We start from the raw sequence: 24,769 nt of genomic DNA on the forward strand, positions 1-24,769 counted from the left end.
AAAGTCATACCATAATGATATAAATTTATCATTATCATTCATCCGGAGGTGAACTCATAATGAATAAAACTGACTTAATCAATGCGGTTGCAGAACAAGCTGATTTAACTAAAAAAGAAGCTGGTTCAGCAGTAGATGCTGTTTTCGAATCAATTCAAAACTCACTTTCTAAAGGTGAAAAAGTTCAATTAATTGGTTTCGGAAACTTCGAGGTACGTGAACGTGCTGCACGTAAAGGACGTAACCCTCAAACAGGTAAAGAAATCGAAATTCCTGCAAGTAAAGTTCCAGCATTCAAAGCTGGTAAAGCATTAAAAGATGCTGTAAAATAATTTACTTAAAAAAGCCCTATAAGGGCTTTTTATTTTATATATTGTTTAATTCTAAATACATATATTTTATTTATAATTGTACAATTCACTGTGAAGCGACTATGAAGTTATTTTCGTCATAAGCACTATATTTTATTTTTATGAATATAATGTTAATATGTATATTGATACTAACGTGAGGTGTGAACATGGAAAGAACATTAAGCAAATTAAATAGACAAATTACTCAAAGGCTTAAAGGAATTAATGAATATGAAGCAATTCACATTAATAAAGGATTAAGTGATGTTTTAGATCATTTTAATATTCCAGAAAATGCTAAACTTGCCTGCCTCACTATTGATACTTCAATGAAGCATCTAGATGATATTTCTAAAAATAAATTATCTAAGAAATCAATTCTAATTGGTGACTTATTAAGTGCTCATTTTTATACTTTAATATCTGAAATTGGTGATGTATCATATCAAAGACTAATGAGTGAAGCGATTATCAAATCTAATGAGCTTAAAACTTCATTGCATCATCATTCACTCGAGCGTCATGATATATATAAGGCTGTGTTAGATATAGAAACACTTTTCCCTTTTATAACTATTTCTCATTTTACAGATATTGAGATCTCTCAATATGAAATATTTGAAAAATTATTTAATGGGGTACATCAATATTATCCCTCTTATTTAAGTGAATATGATGAAGATGAAATCAACCAAATTATTAAACATATAAAGCAAAGCGATAAAGAGAAAAGTAGAGGTAATAATTAATGACTGAAAATAATGCAAAAAAAGAACAAGTTCATACGGTTTTTCAAAATATTTCTAAAAAATATGATCGATTGAACAATATAATAAGCTTCGAACAACATAAAATATGGCGTAAACATGTAATGAAAGATATGAATGTGTTACCTGGAAGTAAAGCACTTGATGTATGTTGTGGTACAGCAGATTGGACCATTGCTTTAAGTAGAGCAGTAGGACCTAATGGAGAAGTTACAGGTTTAGATTTCAGTGAAAATATGCTTGAAGTTGGTAAAGAAAAAACTAAATCAATGCCTAATATTCACTTAGTGCACGGCGATGCTATGAATTTACCATTTGAAGATAACACATTCGATTATGTAACCATTGGTTTCGGTTTAAGAAATGTGCCTGATTATTTAGCAACATTAAAAGAATTAAATCGCGTATTGAAACCAGGCGGTATGATTGTATGTTTAGAAACAAGTCAACCAACATTACCCGTATTTAAACAAATTTATAAACTTTACTTTAAATTTGTGATGCCTATTTTCGGGAAGTTGTTTGCTAAATCTAAGGAAGAATATGAATGGTTACAACAATCTACATTCAATTTTCCAGATAAAACTAAATTAAAGCGTTTATTTGAACAGGCTGGTTTCAGTCATGTAAAAGTTCGTAGCTTTACAGGTGGCGTTGCTGCAATGCACCTTGGCTATAAATAGAAAGTTCTACTAAATAAAAGGTGATTAATGTGGCAAAGTTAAGTATGAATAGTGAAATTAAAAATGTTGAAAAGCGTTTAAAAAATGCTATTAAAAGTAATGATTCTGTATTACAAGAAGCAGCATTTCATTTATTATCTTCGGGTGGCAAACGAGTGCGTCCAGCATTTGTTCTTCTTAGTAGTCAGTTTGGACCAAAAAAAATTACTGAAGATACGTATCATGTTGCAGTAGCTTTAGAATTAATTCATATGGCAACACTTGTGCACGATGATGTGATTGATAAAAGTGACAAACGTCGTGGTAAATTGACGATTGAAAAAAAATGGGATGTTACTACCGCTATCCTAACTGGCAATTTCTTACTAGCTTTAGGTTTAAAACAACTTTCTAAAATTGAAGATCATCGTGTTCATACTATTATTTCTAACGCAATTGTTGATGTTTGTAGAGGCGAGCTCTTCCAATTCCAAGACCAATTTAATAGTCATCAAAATATTACGAACTATTTGAGACGTATTAATAGAAAAACGGCGTTGCTTATTCAACTTTCAACGGAAGTTGGTGCAATAACATCACAAGCTGATAATGAGACGATTCGAAAATTAAAAATGATTGGTCATTATATTGGAATGAGTTTTCAAATTGTAGATGATATTTTAGATTTTACAAGTACTGAGAAAAAATTAGGTAAACCTGTGGGTAGTGATCTAATGAATGGCCATATTACATTACCAGTTTTATTAGAGATGAAAAAAGACCCAGTTTTCAAAAAACAAATTGCTGAGTTATCACACCTGACAAATAAAAATCAATTTGGCCCACTTATTGATCAAATCAAGAATTCAAATAGTATCACACAATCTCAAGAAGTGAGCGATCACTATTTAAATAAAGCACTCGACTTAATTGATCAATTAGAGGAACCAAATGCTCAAAATTTATTTAGAAAGCTTATTAAAAGAATGCGATCTAGAAATACTTAAAAATAGAAAAAAGTTGAAAGCGCTTTAACAACCTGTTAGTATTTAGTAGTAGTAGGTTGTTTTCTATTAAATGTATTTATACATATTAAATCAATTTTTTTAATTAGGGGGATTTGTATAATGGAACGCACTTTTTTAATGATTAAGCCAGATGCAGTACAACGTAATTTAATAGGAGAAATTATTTCTAGAATTGAAAGAAAAGGTTTAAAAATAGTTGGCGGTAAATTTATAATTCCAACTAAAGATACTGTTAACGTACATTATGCTGAACATACAGAGAAGCCGTTTTTTCATAAACTTGTTTCATTTTTAACTTCTGGACCTGTGTTTGCCATGGTTGTTGAAGGAGAAGACGCAGTTGCGGTATCTAGACATATTATCGGAAAAACAAATCCCACTGAAGCCGATCCCGGTACTATAAGAGGCGATTATGGTTTAACAGTAGGGAGAAATATTATTCACGGATCAGACTCTGTAGAATCTGCTGAAAGAGAAATCAATTTATGGTTTAATGATGATGAAATATATAGCTACGAAGCTATTAGGGAAAATTGTCTTTATGAAGAATAATTTTTTAAAAGTGGAATAAACTGGAATTTATTTTCCATTCAACCATTGACTGCCAACATGTTAGAAAGTACCTAAGACAACAGTTGTCTTAGGTACTTTTTTATATGAAATTATTTGAATTTTCAAACACCAATTATTCTACACTAGTTATGTAATTTCGTTGAATATGATATGATAACAAATAATACATAATACTATTTAAAGTGGTAAAGGAAAGGAGCTATTATTCATGAGATATTTAACTTCAGGAGAATCCCATGGTCCACAACTAACAGTAATTATTGAAGGTGTTCCAGCTAACTTAGAAATGAGAGCTGAGGAGATAAATAAAGAAATGTTTAAGCGTCAAGGTGGCTACGGTAGAGGACGTCGAATGCAAATTGAAAAAGATGCAGTAGAAATTGTTTCTGGTGTAAGAAATGGCTTTACTTTAGGTAGTCCAATTACAATTGTAGTTAAAAATGATGATTTTACTCATTGGAGAAATATTATGGGTATTGAACCAATTAGTGACGAAGCACGAGAAAATATGAAACGTACAATTACAAAGCCAAGACCTGGTCATGCAGACTTAATTGGCGGTATGAAATATAATCATCGTGATTTGAGAAATGTACTTGAACGTTCTTCTGCAAGAGAAACAGCTGCACGCGTAGCTGTAGGAGCAGTGTCCAAAATTTTACTTTCTCAACTAGACATTCATATGTATAGTCGTGTTGTAGAAATTGGTGGAATTAAAGATGAAGGGTTATACGATACAGAAACATTTAAACAAAATATCGATAAAAATGATGTACGTGTGATTGATGAATCGATTGCTCAAAAAATGAGAGATAAAATTGATGAAGCTAAAAAGGAAGGCGACTCTATAGGTGGCGTAGTTCAAGTTATGGTTGAAAATATGCCAGTTGCAGTAGGTAGCTACGTGCATTATGATCGTAAACTCGATGGACGTATTGCGCAAGGTGTTGTAAGTATTAATGCCTTCAAAGGTGTCAGCTTTGGTGAAGGGTTTAAAGCTGCTGAAAAACCTGGAAGCGAAATTCAAGATGAAATTTTATATCATTCTGAAAGAGGTTATTATAGAGGATCTAATCATTTAGGTGGCTTTGAAGGTGGAATGACTAATGGTATGCCTATCATTGTAAATGGCGTTATGAAACCTATTCCAACTTTATATAAACCTTTAAATTCTGTAGATATTAATACTAAAGAAGATTTTAAAGCAACTATAGAACGTTCAGATAGTTGTGCAGTTCCAGCAGCAAGTGTTGTTTGCGAGCATGTCGTTGCTTTTGAAGTTGCTAAAGCTCTTTTAGAAGAATTCCAATCTAATCATATCGATCAACTTAAAGAACAAATTGAAGAACGTAGAAAGTTAAATATAGAATTTTAAACATCTTTTTTAATTAACCTTTAGAAATGAGGTATATCATGCAATTACAAACCACATATCACAGTAATAATTATCCAATTATTGTAGAACATCATGCATTTAAATATTTATCCGAATATATTCAAGATTACGATAAAGTATTCTTAATTATAGATGAATTTGTTGATTTTAATTTTAGAGATAAATTTGAAACAATATGTCACAATTCAAACATTCAAAAAGTTATCGTTCCTGCCGGCGAAAAAATGAAAACGTTTAATCATTATCAAGCTATCATGGAACAACTACTAGGAATGAATCTTACTCGTAATACTTGTTTAGTTGCTATAGGTGGTGGAGCCACAGGAGATTTTACAGGATTCTTAGCTTCTACTTTATTACGAGGTGTTGATTTTATACAAGTACCTACAACAATATTAGCGCATGACTCAAGTGTAGGAGGTAAGGTTGGAATAAATTCTTCCCATGGTAAAAATCTTATAGGCGCATTTTATAGACCTAAAGCAGTCATATATGATTTGGATTTTTTAAAAACTTTACCTTATCATGAAATTTTAAGTGGATACGCTGAGGTGTATAAGCATGCTTTATTGACTGGAACAGTTGCTACAGAAGATATTGAAAAACACTTTTCAGATAGAAAAACACTTGAATCACTTAAAGATATGGATCAATTTATTTTTAAGGGCATAAAAACAAAACTAAACATTATTATAAAAGATGAAAAAGAAAGTAATGTTAGAAAATATTTAAATTTAGGTCATACCTTTGGACATGCAGTAGAATATAAGTATAAAATACCTCATGGTCATGCCATTATGATTGGGATGATTTATCAATTTATTGTGGCAAATCATCTTCTTGGCACACAATTTGATATTCAACATTATATTAATTATATGAATCAATTAAATTATCCGCTGGATTTAATCCAGCAGATTGATTTTGAAGAAATGTATCAATATATGTTATCAGATAAAAAGAATAATGGTGAAGGTATTCAAATGGTTCTACTCGAGAAATTAGGCAAACCTAATGTATATCATGTAGAAAAAAATATATTGAAGCAATCATTTAAACAACTACAATTATTAGTAGAGTAGGTGAAATACTGTGACAACAAGTCAAATAATAGATATTCATGGTCCATTAAAGGGTGAGATAGAAGTACCCGGAGATAAATCTATGACGCATAGAGCAATTATGCTATCGTCACTCGCTAAAGGTAAATCAATTATTGAACAACCGCTTCTAGGTGAAGATTGTTTACGTACGATTGAAATTTTTAAACTCTTAGGTGTGGAGATTGAAATTGAAGAACATCGTCTTATTGTTAATTCTCCAGGATATCAACATTTCAATATACCACATCAAACGTTATATACTGGAAATTCTGGTACAACAACGCGCTTACTTGCTGGTCTTTTAAGTGGATTGGGCATAGAGTGTGTTTTATCTGGAGATGCATCGATAGGAAAACGACCTATGAATCGTGTTTTAAGACCTTTAAAATTAATGAATGCAAATATTAACGGTATTGAAAATAACTATACACCACTTATTATTAAGCCTTCAGCCATTAATGGCATCAATTATCAAATGGAAGTCGCAAGTGCTCAAGTTAAAAGTGCAATTTTGTTTGCAAGTCTATTTTCAAAAGAAGCATCACAAATTACAGAATTAGACATAAGTAGAAATCATACTGAAACGATGTTTAAACATTATCAAATTCCAATACAAGTAAATCAAAAAGTGATTACAACATCTCCTTATGCTATAAGCAATATTCAACCTAAAGACTTTGTAGTACCAGGAGATATTTCTTCGGCCGCTTTCTTTATTGTAGCTGCTTTGATTTCTCCTGGAAGTGATATTACAATTCATAATGTTGGCATCAATCCTACACGTTCAGGTATTATAGATATCGTTGAACAAATGAATGGTAACATTGAGTTATTTAATGTTACAGAATCTTCAGAACCAACTGCGTCGATTAGAGTTCAGTATACGAACAACTTGAAACCCATCACAATTGAAGGAGATTTAATTCCTAAAGCAATTGATGAATTGCCAATTATTGCTTTGTTATGCACTCAAGCTTCTGGTACAAGTATGATTAAGGACGCAGAGGAATTAAAGGTAAAAGAAACTAATCGTATTGATACAACTGCAGATATGCTTAATTTACTAGGTTTTAAATTACAAGCTACTGAGGATGGATTAATTATTCATCCCTCTAAATTAACTAGAAATGCTATAGTAGATAGCTTAACTGACCACAGAATTGGCATGATGCTTGCAGTCGCATCTATTTTAAGTGATTCACCATTAACGATACGTCAGTTTGATGCAGTAAATGTATCATTCCCTGGTTTCTTGCCGAAATTAAAGCTTTTAGAAAATGAGGGATAAAATATTATGGAAGATATCTATAAATTAATAGACGATATCAATCTTCAAAAATTAGATCATTTAGATACACGTGTAAATGAAGCATTAACTTCCAATAATGATGATGCTTTATTTATTTTAGGAGAAACATTATATCACTTTGGATTAACACCTCAAGGTCTTGAAGTGTTTAGAACGTTATATCATAAGTATCCAGATGAAAGTGAACTATTAATTTATTTTATCGAAGGGCTTATGTCTGAAAATCAGACAGACGAAGCATTAGAATATTTAAATCAAGTTGAATTGTCACCTGAAAAATTAATGTTAGAAGCCGACTTATATCAACAAATCAATATGACTGAAGTTGCTATTGATAAATTAACTGAAGCGCGTGAATTAGAACCTAATGACCCAATTATTCATTTTGCTTTAGCAGAATTACTTTATTTTGATGGACAATACCTTCGTGCTACACGAGAATATGAAGTTGTTTTAGATACAGGCGAATATGAAATAAATGGAATTAATTTATTTTCAAGAATGGCTGATTGTGCGTTACAAAGTGGAAATTATAGTGATGCTATACAGTTATTTGATGAGATTAGTGAAGATGAAATGATCTCTGATGACTTTTTCAAAAAAGCTATCGCATATGAAAAAAATGATCTAACTCAAGAAGCTATAAAAATTATGACTACACTTCTTTCTAAAGATCCAGACTTTATTCAAGGTTACTTTTATTTACAATCTTTATATGAAAATGAAAAAAATTATCCAGATGCGATTGAAACAGGTAAAGAAGGGTTACGTCTTAATCAATTTTATAAAGAGCTCATGGTTTCTACCGGTAGTTTAGAAATTGAACATGGAGATGCGAATGAGGGGGTAGAACTTCTTAAAAAAGCACTTGAAGTAGATAATGCTTACCATGAACCTTTACTTATCTTAAGTGATTTATTCCGCCAAGAAGAAGATTATGAAGCCATCATTTCACTCCTATCTTATGTAGATGAAGAAGATCTTGACCCTGTCTTTATGTGGCACTTAGCACATGCATATGGGGAAGAAGAAAGAGATACTGAAGCCCAACATTTCTATGAATTGGCTTATCCGACATTGAAATCTCAGAGTTTATTCTTAAGCGATTATTATTTTTATTTAATTGAAATTGGCCAAAAAGATAAAGCTAAAGTATTGCTTAACGAGTTATTAATCATTGATCCAACTAATGAAACTTGGAATGAAGAATTGAGTAGATTGAATGACTAGAGTGGGTGTTAAAATTGAATGACACATTAGTTAAAATGAAACAAAGCTATATTGAATATGCTTTGTTTCATTATCATTTTAAGTCCAGAATTAGTGTGTGGCTATTAAATTATTTAAAAGCTTCACCGCTAAAATTAAATTGTAGTCATTTTGTAAATAAGAAAATTAAAAGTCATATAACCCTTGAAATTGGCCTAAAACACTCCAATTTCTCTGCAATTAAATTAACAAAAGACGATCAAACATTAATTAATACAAATGAAATATTCAATTATATAGCTTCTAAAGATATTTGTATTGATATATTCATTCACTTTGAATACAACGATGAGCAAGATTGGCGATTAAATGAGCTCATAATTCAACAATTAATATATTCTGATCAATATCTTGCATATCTTAATAATATATATCACTTAAATCTTGATCTAAATAAAAAGTATTCATTAATCGAACAATTAGAACATCATATCGATGTAAGTTTACAAATGAAAGATCAACAACGCTTTTATCAATTATCACAAATTTTGAGTGTATTAACTCATCACTCATAGATCAAAATTAAAGGAATTATAACTTATGCCTACTTTAAGACAACTATGGGAATTATCATTATATCAACGTTCCATACTCGTAATATTGCTTATATGTAATGTTTTAGGTACCATTTATGGTTTTATATGGTATGGTGATCAATTACTTAAGACACAATGGCATTATCTAATTTTTGTACCAGATAGTCCTATTGCATCGCTATTTTTATGTATATCAATTTGTTTAATAATTTTAAATAAACAAAATAGTATTATTGAAGGACTAGCATTTGTAACTTTATTTAAATATGGTTTATGGGCTGTCATTATGAATTTTATAATGATAATTAATAATGATGATATAACTATTATGAATGTATTTTTAATTATTAGTCATGGAATTATGGTACTTGAAAGTATCTATTTTTATCCACGATTCAACATCTCTATGCTCAGTTTGTTTATCTCTATGATATGGGTATTTAACAATGATTATGTAGATTATATATTAAAGAAATATCCTTATTATGATTTTATACAGCAACACGTTAATTTAGTTGCTTTTATCGCGCTATGGCTAAGTATTATATCACTTATGCTTTATTATAATTTTAATAAATTAATAAAGGTTAAATTATTTGATAAAAAAATCGATAGTCAGTAGAATATGATTAAAGGAGAGTGAAATTGATTGTCTATAGTGTCTTATATTATATATATCGTCATTATTATGCTCATTCCAATGTGGGCTCAACACAAAGTAAAATCAAATTATGAAAAATATTCACAGGTAAGATCAACAAGTGGTAAAACTGGTCGTGAAGTAGCAGAAGAAATTCTTCATGCTAATGGAATTTATGATGTAGATGTAGTTAAGGGCGAAGGCTTTTTAACAGACCACTATGATCCAAATAAGAAAGTAGTTTGTTTATCTCCTGCAAACTTTGACCGTCCTTCAGTAGCTGGTACAGCTATTGCGGCACACGAAGTTGGACACGCTATTCAACACCAACAAGGTTATGCATTTTTACGTTTTAGAACTGCTTTAGTACCGTTAGCAAATATTGGTAGTTCATTAAGCTACATCGTTATTATGGCTGGTATCTTTTTAACAGCATTAGGTAGCGCTTTTGGCTCAACTGCATTATGGATTGGTGCTGGGTTAATGTCATTAGCAGTTTTATTCTCAATCGTGACATTACCAGTTGAATTTGATGCAAGCTCAAGAGCTATGAAACAAATTACTGCACTTAATATTGTGAATGAAAAAGAATATAAACATGCGAGAAAGGTATTATCAGCAGCAGCTATGACTTATGTAGCAGCAACAGCTACAGCTGTAGCCGAACTTGTTAGAATTATTTTACTGGCACGTGCAAATGATAACTAAAATACCTTTATAAACTAACTTAAGTTTAAATCTTGTATAATAACATTTAAGATTTTCAAATAGTTATACCGAGCGAAATATGAATTCAAAAATGAATTCTGTTTCGCTCTTTTTTATACCCCATAGAATAAAATTGATAAAATGCATTAACAAGTAATTTGAGATATACTTAGTAAGAAACGGAAAAAAGGAGAATGATGATGAAATCTTTAAATCAAATGCAAAAAGAAGTAGATGACTATATTAGTCAATTTAAAGCGGGTTATTTTTCTCCATTAGCTAATTTAGCCCGTCTAACAGAAGAAGTGGGCGAACTTGCAAGAGAAATCAATCATTATTACGGTGAAAAGCAAAAGAAACCAACGGAAGAAGAAAACTCTGTTAAAGCTGAATTAGGAGATAATTTATTTGTTTTACTTTGCATTGCTAATTCCCTTGGTATTGATATGACAGAAAGTTTTAATGATACAATGGAGAAATTTAATACTAGAGATAAAAACCGATTTGAACGTAAATAATGGATAGAAAGGTGGTTATTTTATGAAAATAGGTATTACATGTTATCCGTCAATGGGTGGCTCAGGTATCATAGCAACTGAATTAGGTATTAAAATGGCAGAAAGGGGACATGAAGTTCACTTTATTACGTCAAATATTCCTTTTAGAATTCGTAAGCCGTTGCCTAACATTACTATCCATCAAGTCGAAGTAAATCAATATGCAGTATTTCAATATCCACCGTATGATATTACATTGAGCACAAAAATATCTGAAGTCATTAAAGAGTATGATTTGGATATCTTGCATATGCATTATGCTGTACCACATGCTGTATGTGGTATTTTAGCACGTCAAATGGCTGGAAAAGATATAAAAATTATGACAACATTACATGGTACTGATATCACAGTGTTAGGCTACGACCATTCACTTAAAGGTGCTATTAAATTTGGCATTGAACAAAGTGACCTCGTGACTAGTGTCAGTCAGTCATTAGCTAAACAAACACAATCAATTATTGAAACAGATAAAGAGATTATTCCTATTTATAATTTTGTTCGAGAAAAAGAGTTTCCTACACAACATGAAAATCAATATAAAGAGCTTTACGATATAAAGCCTGAGGAAAAAGTTCTTATACATGTATCAAACTTTAGAAAAGTCAAACGTATTGACACTATTTTAGAAACTTTCGCTAAAGTCCATAAACATATACCAAGTAAGTTGATCTTATTAGGTGATGGCCCAGAACTTTTAGATATGCGTAAAATAGCAAGATCATTACATATCGAAGATGATGTATTATTTTTAGGTAAACAAGATCAAGTTAGTAAATTTTATCAAATGGCTGATTTAGTTTTACTGTTAAGTGAAAAAGAAAGTTTTGGTCTTACACTATTAGAGGCAATGACTACGGGAGTAGTACCTATAGGTTCAAATGCTGGAGGTATTAAAGAAGTCATCAAACATGGTGAAACAGGTTATATTGTAGATGTAGGAGATAGTGAACAAGCAAGTGATTATGCACTAAAATTATTAACAGATGAGGAACTCTATCAAAGATTACAAAGTAATATGCTTAAAGATATTAAACAACGATTTAGTTCTGAACTTATCGTCGATCAATATGAATATTACTATAAAAAAATGTTGAATTAAAAAAAGAGGATTAATATGGGTAATGAATTATTTGAAAAAGCTCTGCCAATTCTTAATCAAATAGAAACACATCATTTCGAAGCTTATTTTGTAGGCGGGGCAGTCAGAGATTACATTATGCATCGTACAATTCATGATATTGATATCACTACAAGTGCGATGCCAGATGAAATTGAAGATATATTTGAACACACTATTCCAATTGGAAAAGAGCATGGAACAATCAATGTTGTTTTCAACAATGAAAATTACGAAGTGACGACATTTAGATCAGAAGGTGATTATTTAGATCACCGTCGTCCAAGTGAAGTTCATTTTGTGAGAAATCTCTATGAAGATGTACAACGTAGAGATTTCACTATCAATGCTATTGCTATGGATAAAAATTATAAAATATTTGATTACTTTGGTGGTCAAAAGGATATACAATCAAAATTAATACGTACAGTAGGGAATCCAAGTGAACGATTTAAAGAAGATGCATTAAGAATTATTCGTGGACTTAGATTTCAGTCACAACTTACATTTGATATTCATACTGAAACCTTTGAAGCAATGCAATTAACTTGTTCGAACATTGAATATTTATCAATCGAACGAATTGTTGTAGAATTTAAAAAATTAATCTTAGGAAGTAATGTTAAACAGAGTTATCATAATTTATTATCTTTAAAACTTTTTAATCATATTCCATTTTTTAATGAATTAGATATGACATGTGTTTACATCAATGAACCTCTTGAATTTGAACAATGGTTAGCCATTTTACTTATAAAAAATGATACGCTTCCTTCTTTAAAGCAATTAAAAATTAGTAATAAAGAAAAATCAGATATACATACATATATTGATATTATTGAAACATTACCTCAAATTACTTCTAAAGATGCTTTAAAATTATTTGTTTATGATTATAGTGACTATTATATCTTAAAGGTTTTAAATATTTATTCTGTACTTCAAAATAATCAAATTCCTACCGCTTCAGAACTTATTATCAATTCTCTTTCTATTAAACAAGTCGTTCAACACCTCCAATTACATGAACGTAAAGAAATGGATGTGAATGGAAAAGATTTACTTGATCATTTTAATAAAAATGGTGGCCCTTGGTTAAAAAATGTATTGAGAGAAATAGAATGTGCGATAGTTACTGATAAAATCAAAAATAACAAAGAAGAAATTTTGAAATGGGTGAATGAAAATGTCAAAATATAGTCAAGATGTCGTTAAAATGTTATATGAGCATCAATCAGAATATATTTCTGGTCAATACATTGCGAATCAGCTTAATATATCGAGAGCTGCTGTAAAAAAAGTAATTGATCAATTAAAAGCAGATGGATGTGATATTGACTCAATTAATCATAAAGGACATAAGCTTAATGCATCGCCAAATCGTTGGTATAGAGGCATTATCAATAAAGTACTAGAGTCTAATCATTTAGTATCCAAAATTGAAGTATATGATAGTGTTGAATCTACTCAAACTATTGCTAAACAAAGCCTTGTTGATAATCAATACACCATGTTAATTTTAAGTGATGAGCAAACAAAAGGTCGTGGTCGTTTCAATCGTAATTGGTCTTCTTCAAAAGGAAAAGGGTTATGGATGTCTGTTGTTTTAAGACCTAATGTCTCATTTGCAATGATTCCAAAATTTAATCTTTTTATAGCTTTAGGAATTAGAGATGCTATCCAAGCATTTTCTAAAGACAAAGTAGAGATTAAATGGCCAAATGATATTTATATTAATGATAAAAAAGTATGTGGATTTTTAACAGAAATGGTAGCAAATGCTGATGCAGTTGAGGCTATAATATGTGGTATTGGTATTAATTTAAACCATCAAGAAGAAGATTTTTCTGATATTATACGTCATCGTGCTACAAGCATTCGCTTGCACAATTCAGAAGAAATCAATCGATATCAATTTTTAAAACGTTTAATTGAGGAAATTGAAAAGCGTTACCATCAATTTCTTAATTCTTCATTTGAAACGATTAGAGATGAATACATTCGTACATCTAATATTTGGCATCGTAAGTTAACATTTACTGAAAGTGGAGAACAATTTATAGGTGAAGCTATTGATATTGATAATGATGGCTTTTTAATTGTCAAAGATGAAGATAATCAGATGAGACGACTGATAAGCGCAGATATAGATATATAAGCATACGGATAGAATTAGGAGAGATAGTTATGGCATATACAAGTTTTGCGGTAGTAGATTTAGAAACAACCGGAAACCAACTTGAACATGATGAAATTATACAAATTGGTATTACATTTGTACGTGATAATAAAATATCAGGAACTTATCATTCAATGATTCGTACTGATTTGGAAATCCCACCATTTATCCAAGCTTTGACTTCTATCGAAGAAACTATGCTAGAACAAGCACCGTATTTTTATGAAATTGCTGATGACATATACGAACAACTCAAAGATTGTATATTTGTAGCCCACAATGTTGACTTTGATTTAAATTTCATTAAAAAGGCATTTGAAAAAAGTAATATTCATTTTAAACCTAAAAAGGTGCTTGATACCCTGGAATTATTTAAAATTGCATTTCCTACTGAAAAAAGTTACCAATTAAGTGAATTAGCAAATGCTCATAATATACCTCTGACAAATGCACATCGAGCAGATGAGGATGCAACAACAACGGCCTATTTAATGATTAAAGCTTTTAAAAAGTTTGAGTCATTACCTATAGATACCTTAAAGCAATTATATTATTTAAGTAAGCATTTAAAATATGATTTATTTAACATTTTATTTGAAATGGTCAGACAACATCATAATCATGATATAGATTATCAGTATGCTCAATTTGAACAGATTATCTATAAAAAACAACAAGACTTAAAAGTACCACAAATTGAATTTAAAGGTTCATTAAAAGATTTATATCTAGAAGTTACAACAGCACTTGAACTTACTTATCGCCCACAACAACTCTATTTGTCAGAAATTATTTTAGAGCAGTTAATGCATAATGATAAGGCACTTATTGAAGCACCTTTAGGAAGTGGTAAATCACTAGCATACTTATTAGCTGCATTGATGTATAACATTGAAACAGGCAAACATGTAATGATTTCAACAAACACGAAATTACTTCAACATCAATTACTTCAAAAAGATATTCCTAGTATTAATCGCGCGCTAGATTTCAAAATTAATGCTGCACTTATCAAAAGTAAAACAGACTATATTTCACTAGGATTGATAAGTCAAATTTTAAAAGATGATACAGCTAACTATGAAGTGAATATTTTAAAAATGCAATTACTTATATGGATATTAGAAACAAATACTGGAGACATACAAGAGTTAAATTTAAAAGGTGGTCAGAAAATGTATTTTGACCAAAAATTAGAAACTTATGTTCCAGTAAGGCACGATATTCATTACTATAATTATATAAAACGTAATGCTCAAAATATTCAAATTGGTATTACTAATCATGCGCATCTTATTCATTCAGATCAAGAGAATTCAATCTATCAGTTATTTGATGATTGTATCATTGATGAAGCACATCGTTTACCTGATTATGCTCTTAATCAAGTGACCAATGAATTAAACTATTCTGATATCAAATATCAGTTAGGTTTAATAGGGAAAAATGAAAATGAAAAGCTTCTTAAATTAGTAGATCATTTAGAGCAACAACGTATTTTAGAACGATTAGATATTCCACCTATTGACGTGTTTGGTCTAAAATCTAATATTTCTGATTTACACGAACTAAATGAAACCCTATTTAATCATATTTTTGATATTGTTCAACACTCAGACGTACATGATGATGATGTACATCGATATCATTATGTATTCGACTTTGATGCTACACGTATTCTAAAAGATTTGCATGCAATTGTAGACAAAATCAACAAAACTTTAGAATTTTTTAATGGTATTAACCATAAAACAATCAAATCTATACGTAAGCAATTACTTTACATTAACGATAATTACAGACATATAGAACTAAGTTTAAAACAAAATCATACTGCCTTCATATCTATCAAAAATTTGAATCAAAAATCGACCATACGTCTAATTGTAAAAGATTATGAAGTCCGTGATATTTTAACAAAGCAAGTGCTCGATAAATTTAAATCATTAACATTTATTTCAGGCACACTTACATTCAACCATTCGTTTGAGGCATTTAAAAACTGGTTTAAAGAAGATGTAGAATTTAATACTTATGAAGTACAGTCATCACTTCAAAATCATAAATCAACAAATATTTACATTCCAAGCGATGTTGTTTCTTATGATTTTAAAAATACAGAAGATTATGTAGCATCTATTGTAGACTATATTCAAGAGTACGTCACTGTAACACAATCTAAATGTCTCGTACTTTTCACAAGTTATCGAATGATGCATATGGTACAAGAGCTATTAAATGAATTACCGATATTTGACGATTATGTTATTTTGACCCAACAACAAAATCAAAACTATAAAATTGTTCAACAATTTAATCATTTTGATAAAGCTATTTTGTTAGGTACATCAACATTCTTTGAAGGATTTGACTATCAATCTAATGGTATTAAATGTGTGATGATTGCTAAATTACCATTCATGAATAAATATAATACAAAGCATTGGTTAATGGATTCAGAATTTGAATCTACATTTAAAGATTATGTCTTACCTGATGCTGTAACGCGTTTTAGACAAGGTCTAGGTAGATTGATTCGTAACGAAGATGACAAGGGGCTCATTGTTTCCTTTGACGATCGTTTAACAAATAGTAACTATAAGCGTTTTTTTGAACAATCGTTAGAATCTTATTCCCAAAAAAAAGGGAATATTCAACAATTTAGTAAATTACTTCACCGCATGCAGGCGAGTAAACTGAAAAATAGAAAAAAATAGATTATTTTAAATGATGAGAACACTATTCAGGTGCTAGAAGTTCACTTTCTATTTTGATAAAATAAATAAGTATTGTATAAAAAGAAAATAAAGTAGGAGTTTGATTATGAAAACAACAATTAAACAAGCAAAACAATACATTAATCAAGAAGTCACAATTGGCGCTTGGTTAACAAATAAACGTTCAAGCGGTAAAATTGCATTTTTACAATTACGTGATGGTAGTGGATTTATGCAAGGTGTTGTCGTTAAATCAGAAGTTGACGAAGAAACATTTAAACTTGCTAAAGACATTACACAAGAATCATCATTATATGTCACAGGTACAATTACAGAAGATAATCGATCTGATTTAGGCTATGAAATGCAAGTAAAATCAATTGAAGTTATTCATGAAGCTCATGATTATCCAATCACACCTAAAAATCATGGTACAGAATTCTTAATGGATCATCGTCATTTATGGTTAAGATCTAAAAAGCAACATGCAGTAATGAAAATTAGAAATGAAATTATTAGAGCAACATATGAATTCTTTAATGAAAATGGCTTTACTAAAATTGATCCGCCTATCTTAACTGCAAGTGCACCAGAAGGTACTAGTGAATTATTCCATACTAAATACTTTGATCAAGATGCATTTTTATCTCAAAGTGGTCAATTATATATGGAAGCTGCAGCTATGGCACACGGACGTGTTTTCTCATTTGGACCGACATTTAGAGCGGAAAAATCTAAAACAAGACGTCATTTAATTGAATTCTGGATGATTGAACCTGAAATGGCATTTACCAATCACGAAGAAAGTTTACAAGTTCAAGAACAATATGTATCACATATCGTAAAATCTGTATTAGAACATTGTAAATTAGAATTAAAAGCGCTAGATAGAGATACGAGCAAATTAGAAAAAGTATCTGCGCCATTCCCACGCATCTCTTATGATGATGCTATCAAATTCTTAAAAGAAGAAGGATTTGATGACATTGAATGGGGTGAAGACTTTGGTGCGCCTCATGAAACAGCTATAGCTAATCATTATGATTTACCAGTATTTATTACAAACTATCCAACTAAAATTAAACCATTCTATATGCAGCCTAACCCTGACAACGAAGACACAGTTTTATGTGCAGATTTAATTGCACCAGAAGGTTATGGTGAAATTATTGGTGGTTCTGAACGTATCAATGATCTAGAATTATTAGAACAACGTATCGATGAACATCAACTTGATACAGAAAGTTATAACTACTATTTAGACTTACGTCGTTATGGTAGTGTGCCACACAGTGGTTTCGGTTTAGGTTTAGAACGTACAGTTGCATGGATTTCAGGCGTTGAACACGTGAGAGAAACATCACCATTCCCACGTTTATTAAATCGTTTATATCCATAAAAATATCACGTTTTATAAATCATACTTGGGGAGTGAGACTAAATGATGTTATTCATGTCTCACTCCCACTTTTTACAATAAGAAAGAGAGGGGTATCATGGACACACATCAACTTAAAACTCGTCCTGTTGTAGTTAGAAGGGAACTTTTCGATCATTACAATGAATTAGGTTTAAATGAAAAAGATTTAGTCATTTTGATTAAGTTGATTTATGCCGCTGAAGTTTCTAATAAACAACCCTCAATAGAATTTTTGCAAAAAGGTTCAAATATGGTGCCGAGAGAAATAACATCAATTATTCAAAATTTAATTCAGCGTGATTTACTTGCACTGCATGTAAGTAAAGATGAGGAAGGAAAATTTACTGAATATATGAATTTAAATCGTTTTTACGAAAAGTTAAGTGATATTTTAACTCAAGAAAAAAATGAAACTACACATCATCAAACGCAACAAAACTTTAAGGATTTATTTCAATATATTGAACAGTTGTTTTCGAGACCCTTATCACCATATGAAATCGAAACGCTCAACCAATGGATTGATATAGACCAACATGATTACACTTTAATACGTGCTGCATTAGATGAAGCATATAGTCATGATAAATTAAGCTTTAAATATGTTGATCGTATTTTATTAAATTGGAAGAAAAACAATGTAACAACTTTAGAAGAATCTAACAAAGTGAGAGAAAAATTCAATAAACCTAAATTAACTCATACTGTAAAACATATACCTAAATTTGACTGGTTAAATGGAGAGAATCTAGATGGTAAGTAAGAAAAAAGCATTAGAAATGATTGACGTTATTGCAGATATGTTTCCCGATGCAGAATGTGAATTAAAACATGATAATCCGTTTGAATTAACAATAGCTGTATTATTATCTGCGCAATGTACAGATAATTTAGTTAATAAAGTAACACGTTCACTTTTTAAAAAATATAAAACACCTGAAGATTATTTAAAAGTAGATATAGAAGAATTGCATAATGATATAAAATCCATAGGTTTATATCGTAATAAAGCAAAAAATATTAAAAAATTATGCCAATCTTTACTCGACCAGTACGATGGACAAGTTCCTCATACACATAAAGATTTAGAAAGTTTAGCTGGAGTCGGACGAAAAACAGCGAACGTTGTCATGAGTGTAGCTTTTGATGAGCCTTCTTTAGCAGTAGACACACATGTTGAACGTGTTTCAAAGCGTCTAGGTATTAATAAGTGGAAAGATAATGTTAAACAAGTAGAAGAACGTTTGTGTGATATTATTCCAAAAGAAAGATGGAGTAAAAGTCATCATCAACTTATCTTTTTTGGACGTTATCATTGTATTGCTCGAAAACCAAAATGTGATATTTGTCCATTACTTGAGGATTGTAGAGAAGGGCAAAAACGCATGAAAGCAATGAAAAAGGAAGTCTAATCAAATGATTAATAAATCACAATTTGAATCGCTAGAAAATGAACTTGATGTCTATGCTAAGAAAAGACAACTAAATTCTGATTTAGCAAAACAATATATCGATGATTATTTTGAACTACTTCTTTTGTTTTTTAGACAAATTAATGAAAAAGAGTCTATTGATTTAAATCAGTTAGACCAATATCCAGTTGTTCCTATGAATTTTTTAGAACGATATCAATATATGTTAAAAAGAAAATACCACTTTATAGGGTATAGTCAAATGAAAACTTTGAAAAATGAACTTATTAAAATGAACGCTTCATATCAAATTAGAAGAAAAAATCAAAATAATAATTAATATGAAAGATAGTCTAGAGCAAAGTTGTTCTAGACTTTTTTTAGTTAAAAAAACGACATAGCCTTATAAAAGACTATGTCGTTTTTAAAGCTATTACGACGCTTTTCTAAAATTAAAAATCGTGTTTGCTTTAAATATGTTAGATAAACTACTATTGTTATTTGTATTATCATTATTATTATTTTGTTGAGTTGATGTGGTACTATTGTTAGCACTGTTGTTCGTAGTTGAATTATTTGCTGAGTTATCAGTTGTATTACCAGTATTCGTTGTAGTATTACCGTTCGTTGTTGATGTAGTATTTGAGTTGTTATCACTGGTAGAAGTAGAATTGCTTGAACTACTTTCTGTACTACTAGAATTACTTGAATCGTTTGATGAGCTACTATCTGAACTACTAGTAGACTTGTTATCATATTTACTTCCTGATGTTGTATTATTATCTGGATGATCTTTAACAGATAGTGTACTTGCACTTGAACCAGTAACTGAATCAGGTTTTTTGAAGTCACCATCATTACTTGAAGTAATATCTGACATCACATCTTTATATAGATATTGTGCATATTCTTGTTCAGAATGTCCTAAGAATGAATCTTCACCGCCTGGTTTAATTTGGCTGAAGCCCATCCAAATTGACATTGTATATTTAGGTGTGAAACCATTCATCCAAATATCTTTAGCTGCATTGTCAGGTAAGTTATATTGATTATTAACTTCTGTGCCATAAGTACTTGTACCTGTTTTAGCACCCATATTAACGCCAGCAACACCATGACCGTAAGCAGAACCATATGGTTTAAATGTACCAGTTAACATTTCTGCAAGCATGTAAGCAGTATAATCTTCCATCGCTTTATGACTTGTATGATCAAATTCGATAGTTTCATCATCAGATGTTACAACTTTGCGAATTGAATGTGCATTATTGTAAGTACCACCATTAGCTATTGATGCGAATGCTGATGCTAATTGAGTAGGTGAGAATTCAGAAGCACCGCCACCTAAAATTTCAGATGGCCCTAAATCAATGTCATAATCTAAACCAACTTTAGACGCAAAATCTTTTGGAGCATCTTTACCTGCATTTGATGATACTTGTTGCCAAGCTTTTAAAGCAGGAATATTAAAACTTTGTCTTAATGCATCGTATGCAGATACTGTACCATGACCTTGCCCATCATAGTTACGGAATGTACCACCATCAATGGAATAACTTGATTCATCTTGCATTGCGTGGTTTGTAGCCCATTGCATATTTTCAATTGCTGGACCGTATGATAAGAATGGTTTCAGTGATGAACCAGTCAAGTGTGTATCTGTAGCAGCGTTACGATCAACGACATCTCTATAATTTCGTCCACCAGAAATGGCTACAATGCCTCCTGTTTTACTATCAAGAATGGTTGAACCCACTTGTTGATCATCATTTTTATAGTAATCACCATTATCAATGCGATCTTGAAGCGTTTTTTGAACGTTTTTATCCATATTTGTATAAATCTTAATACCACTTTGCATTAAATCACTATAGTTTTTATTTTTAAAGTGTTTATTGCCTATTAATTCAGCTTTAACAAAATTAACGTAAGAATCATACTCACTATTAGAATCATCATTAGATATTTGACGTTCTTTTGTTGTACGTTTTACTAAATTATCTTCTAATGAAGTAGCTTTAGCTTCTTTCCACTGTTTATCAGAGATTCTATGATGGTAGTGCATTAAGTATAAAACAGTTTCTTTACGGTTTTCAGCTTCTTTTGGGTTATCATAAATGTTATAAAGGTTAGGAACTTGTGGTAAACCAGCTAGATAGGCTTCTTCAGCTAAATTAAGTTCATTTAAATTCTTATTAAAGTAATATTTAGCTGCAGCCCTAACGCCATATACACCGTCTGAGTAATAAATTTTATTTAAGTACATTTGGAAAATATCATCTTTACTGTACTCTTGCTCTAAACGGTAAGATAGATAAGCTTCTTGCGCTTTACGTCCAATAGATTTCTTTTCTGAAAGGAATGAACGCTTAACCACTTGTTGTGTTAAAGTAGATGCCCCTTGAGAACCAAAACCACCAGTTACGTTCTTACCAATAGCACCAAATAAACGTTTATAGTCTAAAGCACCATGTTCATAGAAGCGATTATCCTCAGTTGCTAACACGGCATTTTTCATATTTTTAGGAACATCTTTCAAATCAACATGTTCTCTACGTGCACCATTGTCTAATTTCTTAACCAAGTCACCGTTCTTATCATAAATTTCAGCAGGCTTTGGATCTTGTAATTTAGACTCATTAAATGCTGGAGCTTTCCAAGCATAATATGCAAATAGAAGTATACCGAGTAGAAGTAACACGATAAAGGCAATGAATAAAAAGCCTATAATCTTAATAATCGTTCTTTTTACATTCTTATTCTTTTTTGATTTGGATTTCCCATTTTTACCTTTATTTGGTTGGGAAGATCCTTTATTTTCCGTCATACGCGGTCCTCACTTTCATCTAATATCAACTTATCAACAGCCTTGAGATAGTTCAATCTAGGTTGATACTGATAAGGAATATAGTAACTATTTTTTTTGATTTCTTCAACTGTTATTGATTTTTTTATTTCCTTTTTATATCTTTCCCAAAAAGGTTCAAACTTCGAAAAAGGTAATAGATATACCTCATCAAGCATTTTAAATCTAATCAGTAAAAAGACGAGTCCCTTTTGTAGAAAACAACTTTTCATATGTTCTACTTGATGATCATGGATATTATTTAAAGGGAAAGACGTTTTATTTTTCGTTTCTTTCGCTTCAAAATCAATGTAATAGCCTCGATAAACGCCATTATAATCAGTTGTAGAAGGTGTTCGAAAGTATGCTTCATTAATTACAGCTTTACTTCTTTTAGGATAATGAACATTTACAATTTGAATAGGAGTAGGTTTCTTATGTATAACAGCCACACCATGCTTAAAATAGTAATTGTTAGATTGTTCAATATCTTTTTCGAGAGTCATACCTCGTCCACCATATTTAATGTTACTAGAAGCATCACTTTGATTACTTCCAACCTTAGTAGGATTTAGTTTGAATGGTTTTCCATTTGGATAATTTATCATACTCACCACACAAATTTAATATTACACTTTCAATTTCTCAGAGAATAATATTAAACTATAATACGATAATAATGAAATGAGCATAATATTTATATTATACTACACATAATTAAATATATTCATTAATTATCTATTCTATTTTAACGTGCTTTAACAGTGAAAACAATATGTTTAAAAATTTGTAATAATGTAAAATTTATATCTAAACAATACTATAAAATAATTGTAATAAATTGTAAGAATATAGGAGGCCTCGTTATGTACACATTAATTAATGAAATACTTAAAGAACTACAGTACATGGCGTCAAGCTATAATGAAATAAAATTGACACAGTCAGAGAAGCAATTTCATCGAGATGTTGTTCCTTATGTAAAAAAAATTGATGGTTTAACTGAAGAATTATCTCATTATCATGATGAACTAATTCAATTTCCTTATATGAATAAGGAAAAATTAGAAATTTTAGTTAAACATATTAAGGAATTATCTGTAGAGTGTCACTACAATAAAACAAGTAAGAAGTTATTTAATGAAAAATTGAAATCTGCTAATTATGATCTTACCAATTTGCTTAAACATATAAAAGATAAAGAGGAATCAATACATTGAAAACAGTATATGTGACTGGATATAAATCATTTGAGTTAAATATATTTAAAGATGATATGAAAGAAGTGGATTATCTTAAACAATTTATAGAACATAAATTATTACAGTATATTGACGAAGGGCTAGAATGGGTACTCATTCAAGGACAAATTGGTATTGAATTATGGGCAGCTGAAGTAGTATTAAAATTACAAGACACATATCCTGAGTTAAAATTAGGTATTATCACACCATTTTATGGTCATACCTCCAAATGGAATGAACACAATATAGCAAAGTATGAATCTATTGCTAGTAATGCACAATTTCTAGAGAGTGTATTTCATTCTGAATATCAAGGACCTTTTCAATTTAAACAAACAGACCAATTTATATTAGATCATACAGATATGACGTTATTAATTTATGATGATGAACAAGAGGGAAGTCCAAAATATTTTAAGAGGATGTTAGTTGATTTTATGGAAAAAACGACTTATAATTGTGATATTGTGACATTTGATGAACTTACTGACTTTATTAACGATTTACAATGGCAACAAGACCAAAGTTTTGAATGAGGTGGAAATTAATGGCAGATGTTTCTTTAAAGCTTTCAGCAAAAGATATCTATGAAAAAGACTTTGAAAAAACGATGGCTCGCGGTTATCGTCGTGAAGAAGTTGATGCTTTTTTAGATGATATCATTACTGATTATCAGAAAATGGCTGATATGAATAATGAAGTAGTCAGACTATCTGAAGAAAATAATAAACTTAAAAAAGAAGTTGAAGAATTGAGAATCAGAGTTGCAACTTCACGTCCTTCTGATAATAAGTCATTTGCTTCAAGCAATTCGAAATCAGCGAATAACAACGTAGACATTTTAAAAAGAATTTCTAATCTTGAAAAAGCTGTTTTTGGCAAATAATACATTGATATCTTAAAGATATAAGCTTGTTACGAAGCATGTTTG

At 30.5% G+C, this 24,769-nt stretch carries 26 protein-coding genes; 24 read left to right on the forward strand and 2 right to left on the reverse strand.

What is annotated here, in order from left to right; all coding sequences use genetic code 11:
• Positions 1-59 precede the first annotated feature (59 nt).
• The 21 genes from MHI13_RS06295 (at position 60) to MHI13_RS06395 (ending at position 20,089) form a co-directional block, all read left to right on the forward strand.
• Positions 60-332 carry an HU family DNA-binding protein gene (locus MHI13_RS06295; RefSeq protein WP_002449794.1) on the forward strand — a complete coding sequence of 91 codons (273 nt, stop codon included), beginning with the start codon at positions 60-62 and terminating at the stop codon, positions 330-332.
• Positions 333-520: 188 nt separating this feature from the next.
• On the forward strand, positions 521-1,102 hold the full coding sequence (locus MHI13_RS06300) for a heptaprenyl pyrophosphate synthase subunit A (RefSeq protein ID WP_017176290.1): 582 nt from the start codon (positions 521-523) through the stop codon (positions 1,100-1,102).
• Positions 1,102-1,803, forward strand: a complete 702-nt coding sequence (locus MHI13_RS06305) for a demethylmenaquinone methyltransferase (protein WP_070547776.1) — start codon at positions 1,102-1,104, stop codon at positions 1,801-1,803. The genes MHI13_RS06300 and MHI13_RS06305 overlap by 1 nt, the downstream gene beginning before the upstream one ends.
• 29 nt (positions 1,804-1,832) lie before the next feature.
• Positions 1,833-2,789: a polyprenyl synthetase family protein gene (locus tag MHI13_RS06310; protein ID WP_017176292.1), complete on the forward strand. Its 957-nt coding sequence runs from the start codon at positions 1,833-1,835 to the stop codon at positions 2,787-2,789.
• Positions 2,790-2,909: 120 nt separating this feature from the next.
• Complete coding sequence (gene ndk / locus MHI13_RS06315) at positions 2,910-3,362, forward strand: nucleoside-diphosphate kinase (protein WP_070547778.1); 453 nt, start codon at positions 2,910-2,912, stop codon at positions 3,360-3,362.
• A 229-nt stretch (positions 3,363-3,591) separates the two neighbouring features.
• Positions 3,592-4,758 carry a chorismate synthase gene (aroC, locus tag MHI13_RS06320; RefSeq protein ID WP_017176294.1) on the forward strand — a complete coding sequence of 389 codons (1,167 nt, stop codon included), beginning with the start codon at positions 3,592-3,594 and terminating at the stop codon, positions 4,756-4,758.
• 38 nt (positions 4,759-4,796) lie between these two features.
• Positions 4,797-5,861 carry a 3-dehydroquinate synthase gene (aroB, locus tag MHI13_RS06325; RefSeq protein ID WP_037541037.1) on the forward strand — a complete coding sequence of 355 codons (1,065 nt, stop codon included), beginning with the start codon at positions 4,797-4,799 and terminating at the stop codon, positions 5,859-5,861.
• A 10-nt stretch (positions 5,862-5,871) separates the two neighbouring features.
• Entirely contained in the window at positions 5,872-7,170 is a 1,299-nt protein-coding gene (gene aroA / locus MHI13_RS06330; RefSeq protein ID WP_037541035.1) for a 3-phosphoshikimate 1-carboxyvinyltransferase, read from the forward strand.
• Positions 7,171-7,176: 6 nt separating this feature from the next.
• Entirely contained in the window at positions 7,177-8,421 is a 1,245-nt protein-coding gene (locus MHI13_RS06335) for a tetratricopeptide repeat protein (protein ID WP_070468445.1), read from the forward strand.
• Positions 8,422-8,435: 14 nt separating this feature from the next.
• A complete protein-coding gene (locus tag MHI13_RS06340) occupies positions 8,436-8,975 on the forward strand; it encodes a YpiB family protein (RefSeq protein WP_017176298.1) in 540 nt (179 codons plus the stop codon).
• Between the two features lie 25 nt (positions 8,976-9,000).
• Positions 9,001-9,618, forward strand: coding sequence for a DUF1405 domain-containing protein (locus tag MHI13_RS06345; protein WP_070547782.1), 618 nt, complete (start codon positions 9,001-9,003; stop codon positions 9,616-9,618).
• A gap of 27 nt (positions 9,619-9,645) precedes the next feature.
• Complete coding sequence (locus MHI13_RS06350; RefSeq protein WP_017176300.1) at positions 9,646-10,344, forward strand: zinc metallopeptidase; 699 nt, start codon at positions 9,646-9,648, stop codon at positions 10,342-10,344.
• A 200-nt stretch (positions 10,345-10,544) separates the two neighbouring features.
• Positions 10,545-10,862, forward strand: a complete 318-nt coding sequence (locus MHI13_RS06355; RefSeq protein ID WP_017176301.1) for a nucleotide pyrophosphohydrolase — start codon at positions 10,545-10,547, stop codon at positions 10,860-10,862.
• A gap of 22 nt (positions 10,863-10,884) precedes the next feature.
• Positions 10,885-12,003: an N-acetyl-alpha-D-glucosaminyl L-malate synthase BshA gene (gene bshA / locus MHI13_RS06360; protein WP_070547784.1), complete on the forward strand. Its 1,119-nt coding sequence runs from the start codon at positions 10,885-10,887 to the stop codon at positions 12,001-12,003.
• A 15-nt stretch (positions 12,004-12,018) separates the two neighbouring features.
• Positions 12,019-13,221 (forward strand): CCA tRNA nucleotidyltransferase, encoded by a 1,203-nt coding sequence (locus MHI13_RS06365; RefSeq protein WP_070547786.1) that lies wholly within the window; start codon positions 12,019-12,021, stop codon positions 13,219-13,221.
• Positions 13,208-14,179 (forward strand): biotin--[acetyl-CoA-carboxylase] ligase, encoded by a 972-nt coding sequence (locus MHI13_RS06370; protein WP_070547788.1) that lies wholly within the window; start codon positions 13,208-13,210, stop codon positions 14,177-14,179. Before MHI13_RS06365 ends, MHI13_RS06370 begins: the two co-directional genes overlap by 14 nt.
• Positions 14,180-14,208: 29 nt before the next feature.
• Positions 14,209-16,917, forward strand: coding sequence for a helicase C-terminal domain-containing protein (locus MHI13_RS06375; RefSeq protein ID WP_070547790.1), 2,709 nt, complete (start codon positions 14,209-14,211; stop codon positions 16,915-16,917).
• A gap of 106 nt (positions 16,918-17,023) precedes the next feature.
• Positions 17,024-18,316: an asparagine--tRNA ligase gene (asnS, locus tag MHI13_RS06380; RefSeq protein ID WP_048682152.1), complete on the forward strand. Its 1,293-nt coding sequence runs from the start codon at positions 17,024-17,026 to the stop codon at positions 18,314-18,316.
• Positions 18,317-18,413: 97 nt separating this feature from the next.
• Positions 18,414-19,100 (forward strand): DnaD domain-containing protein, encoded by a 687-nt coding sequence (locus MHI13_RS06385; protein ID WP_145423113.1) that lies wholly within the window; start codon positions 18,414-18,416, stop codon positions 19,098-19,100.
• Positions 19,090-19,749 (forward strand): endonuclease III, encoded by a 660-nt coding sequence (nth, locus tag MHI13_RS06390; RefSeq protein ID WP_070547793.1) that lies wholly within the window; start codon positions 19,090-19,092, stop codon positions 19,747-19,749. Before MHI13_RS06385 ends, nth begins: the two co-directional genes overlap by 11 nt.
• Positions 19,750-19,753: 4 nt before the next feature.
• Positions 19,754-20,089, forward strand: a complete 336-nt coding sequence (locus MHI13_RS06395; RefSeq protein WP_340761033.1) for a YpoC family protein — start codon at positions 19,754-19,756, stop codon at positions 20,087-20,089.
• Positions 20,090-20,182: 93 nt separating this feature from the next.
• On the opposite strand, the gene MHI13_RS06400 is transcribed toward MHI13_RS06395, so the two are convergent.
• A complete protein-coding gene (locus MHI13_RS06400) occupies positions 20,183-22,576 on the reverse strand; it encodes a transglycosylase domain-containing protein (protein ID WP_070547796.1) in 2,394 nt (797 codons plus the stop codon).
• Positions 22,573-23,199, reverse strand: a complete 627-nt coding sequence (gene recU, locus MHI13_RS06405) for a Holliday junction resolvase RecU (protein ID WP_048762475.1) — start codon at positions 23,197-23,199, stop codon at positions 22,573-22,575. Before recU ends, MHI13_RS06400 begins: the two co-directional genes overlap by 4 nt.
• 261 nt (positions 23,200-23,460) lie before the next feature.
• Here recU and MHI13_RS06410 point away from each other — a divergent pair, with 261 nt between their 5' ends.
• Genes MHI13_RS06410 through gpsB form a run of 3 tightly spaced genes read left to right on the forward strand, consistent with a single transcriptional unit; the run spans position 23,461 to position 24,724 of the window.
• Positions 23,461-23,814 carry a DUF1798 family protein gene (locus tag MHI13_RS06410; RefSeq protein ID WP_017176309.1) on the forward strand — a complete coding sequence of 118 codons (354 nt, stop codon included), beginning with the start codon at positions 23,461-23,463 and terminating at the stop codon, positions 23,812-23,814.
• On the forward strand, positions 23,811-24,374 hold the full coding sequence (locus tag MHI13_RS06415; RefSeq protein WP_017176310.1) for a DUF1273 domain-containing protein: 564 nt from the start codon (positions 23,811-23,813) through the stop codon (positions 24,372-24,374). Before MHI13_RS06410 ends, MHI13_RS06415 begins: the two co-directional genes overlap by 4 nt.
• Positions 24,375-24,385: 11 nt before the next feature.
• Positions 24,386-24,724 (forward strand): cell division regulator GpsB, encoded by a 339-nt coding sequence (gene gpsB / locus MHI13_RS06420; protein ID WP_002449866.1) that lies wholly within the window; start codon positions 24,386-24,388, stop codon positions 24,722-24,724.
• Positions 24,725-24,769: the final 45 nt, after the last annotated feature.

This window comes from Staphylococcus sp. FSL K6-0223, assembly GCF_038008285.1.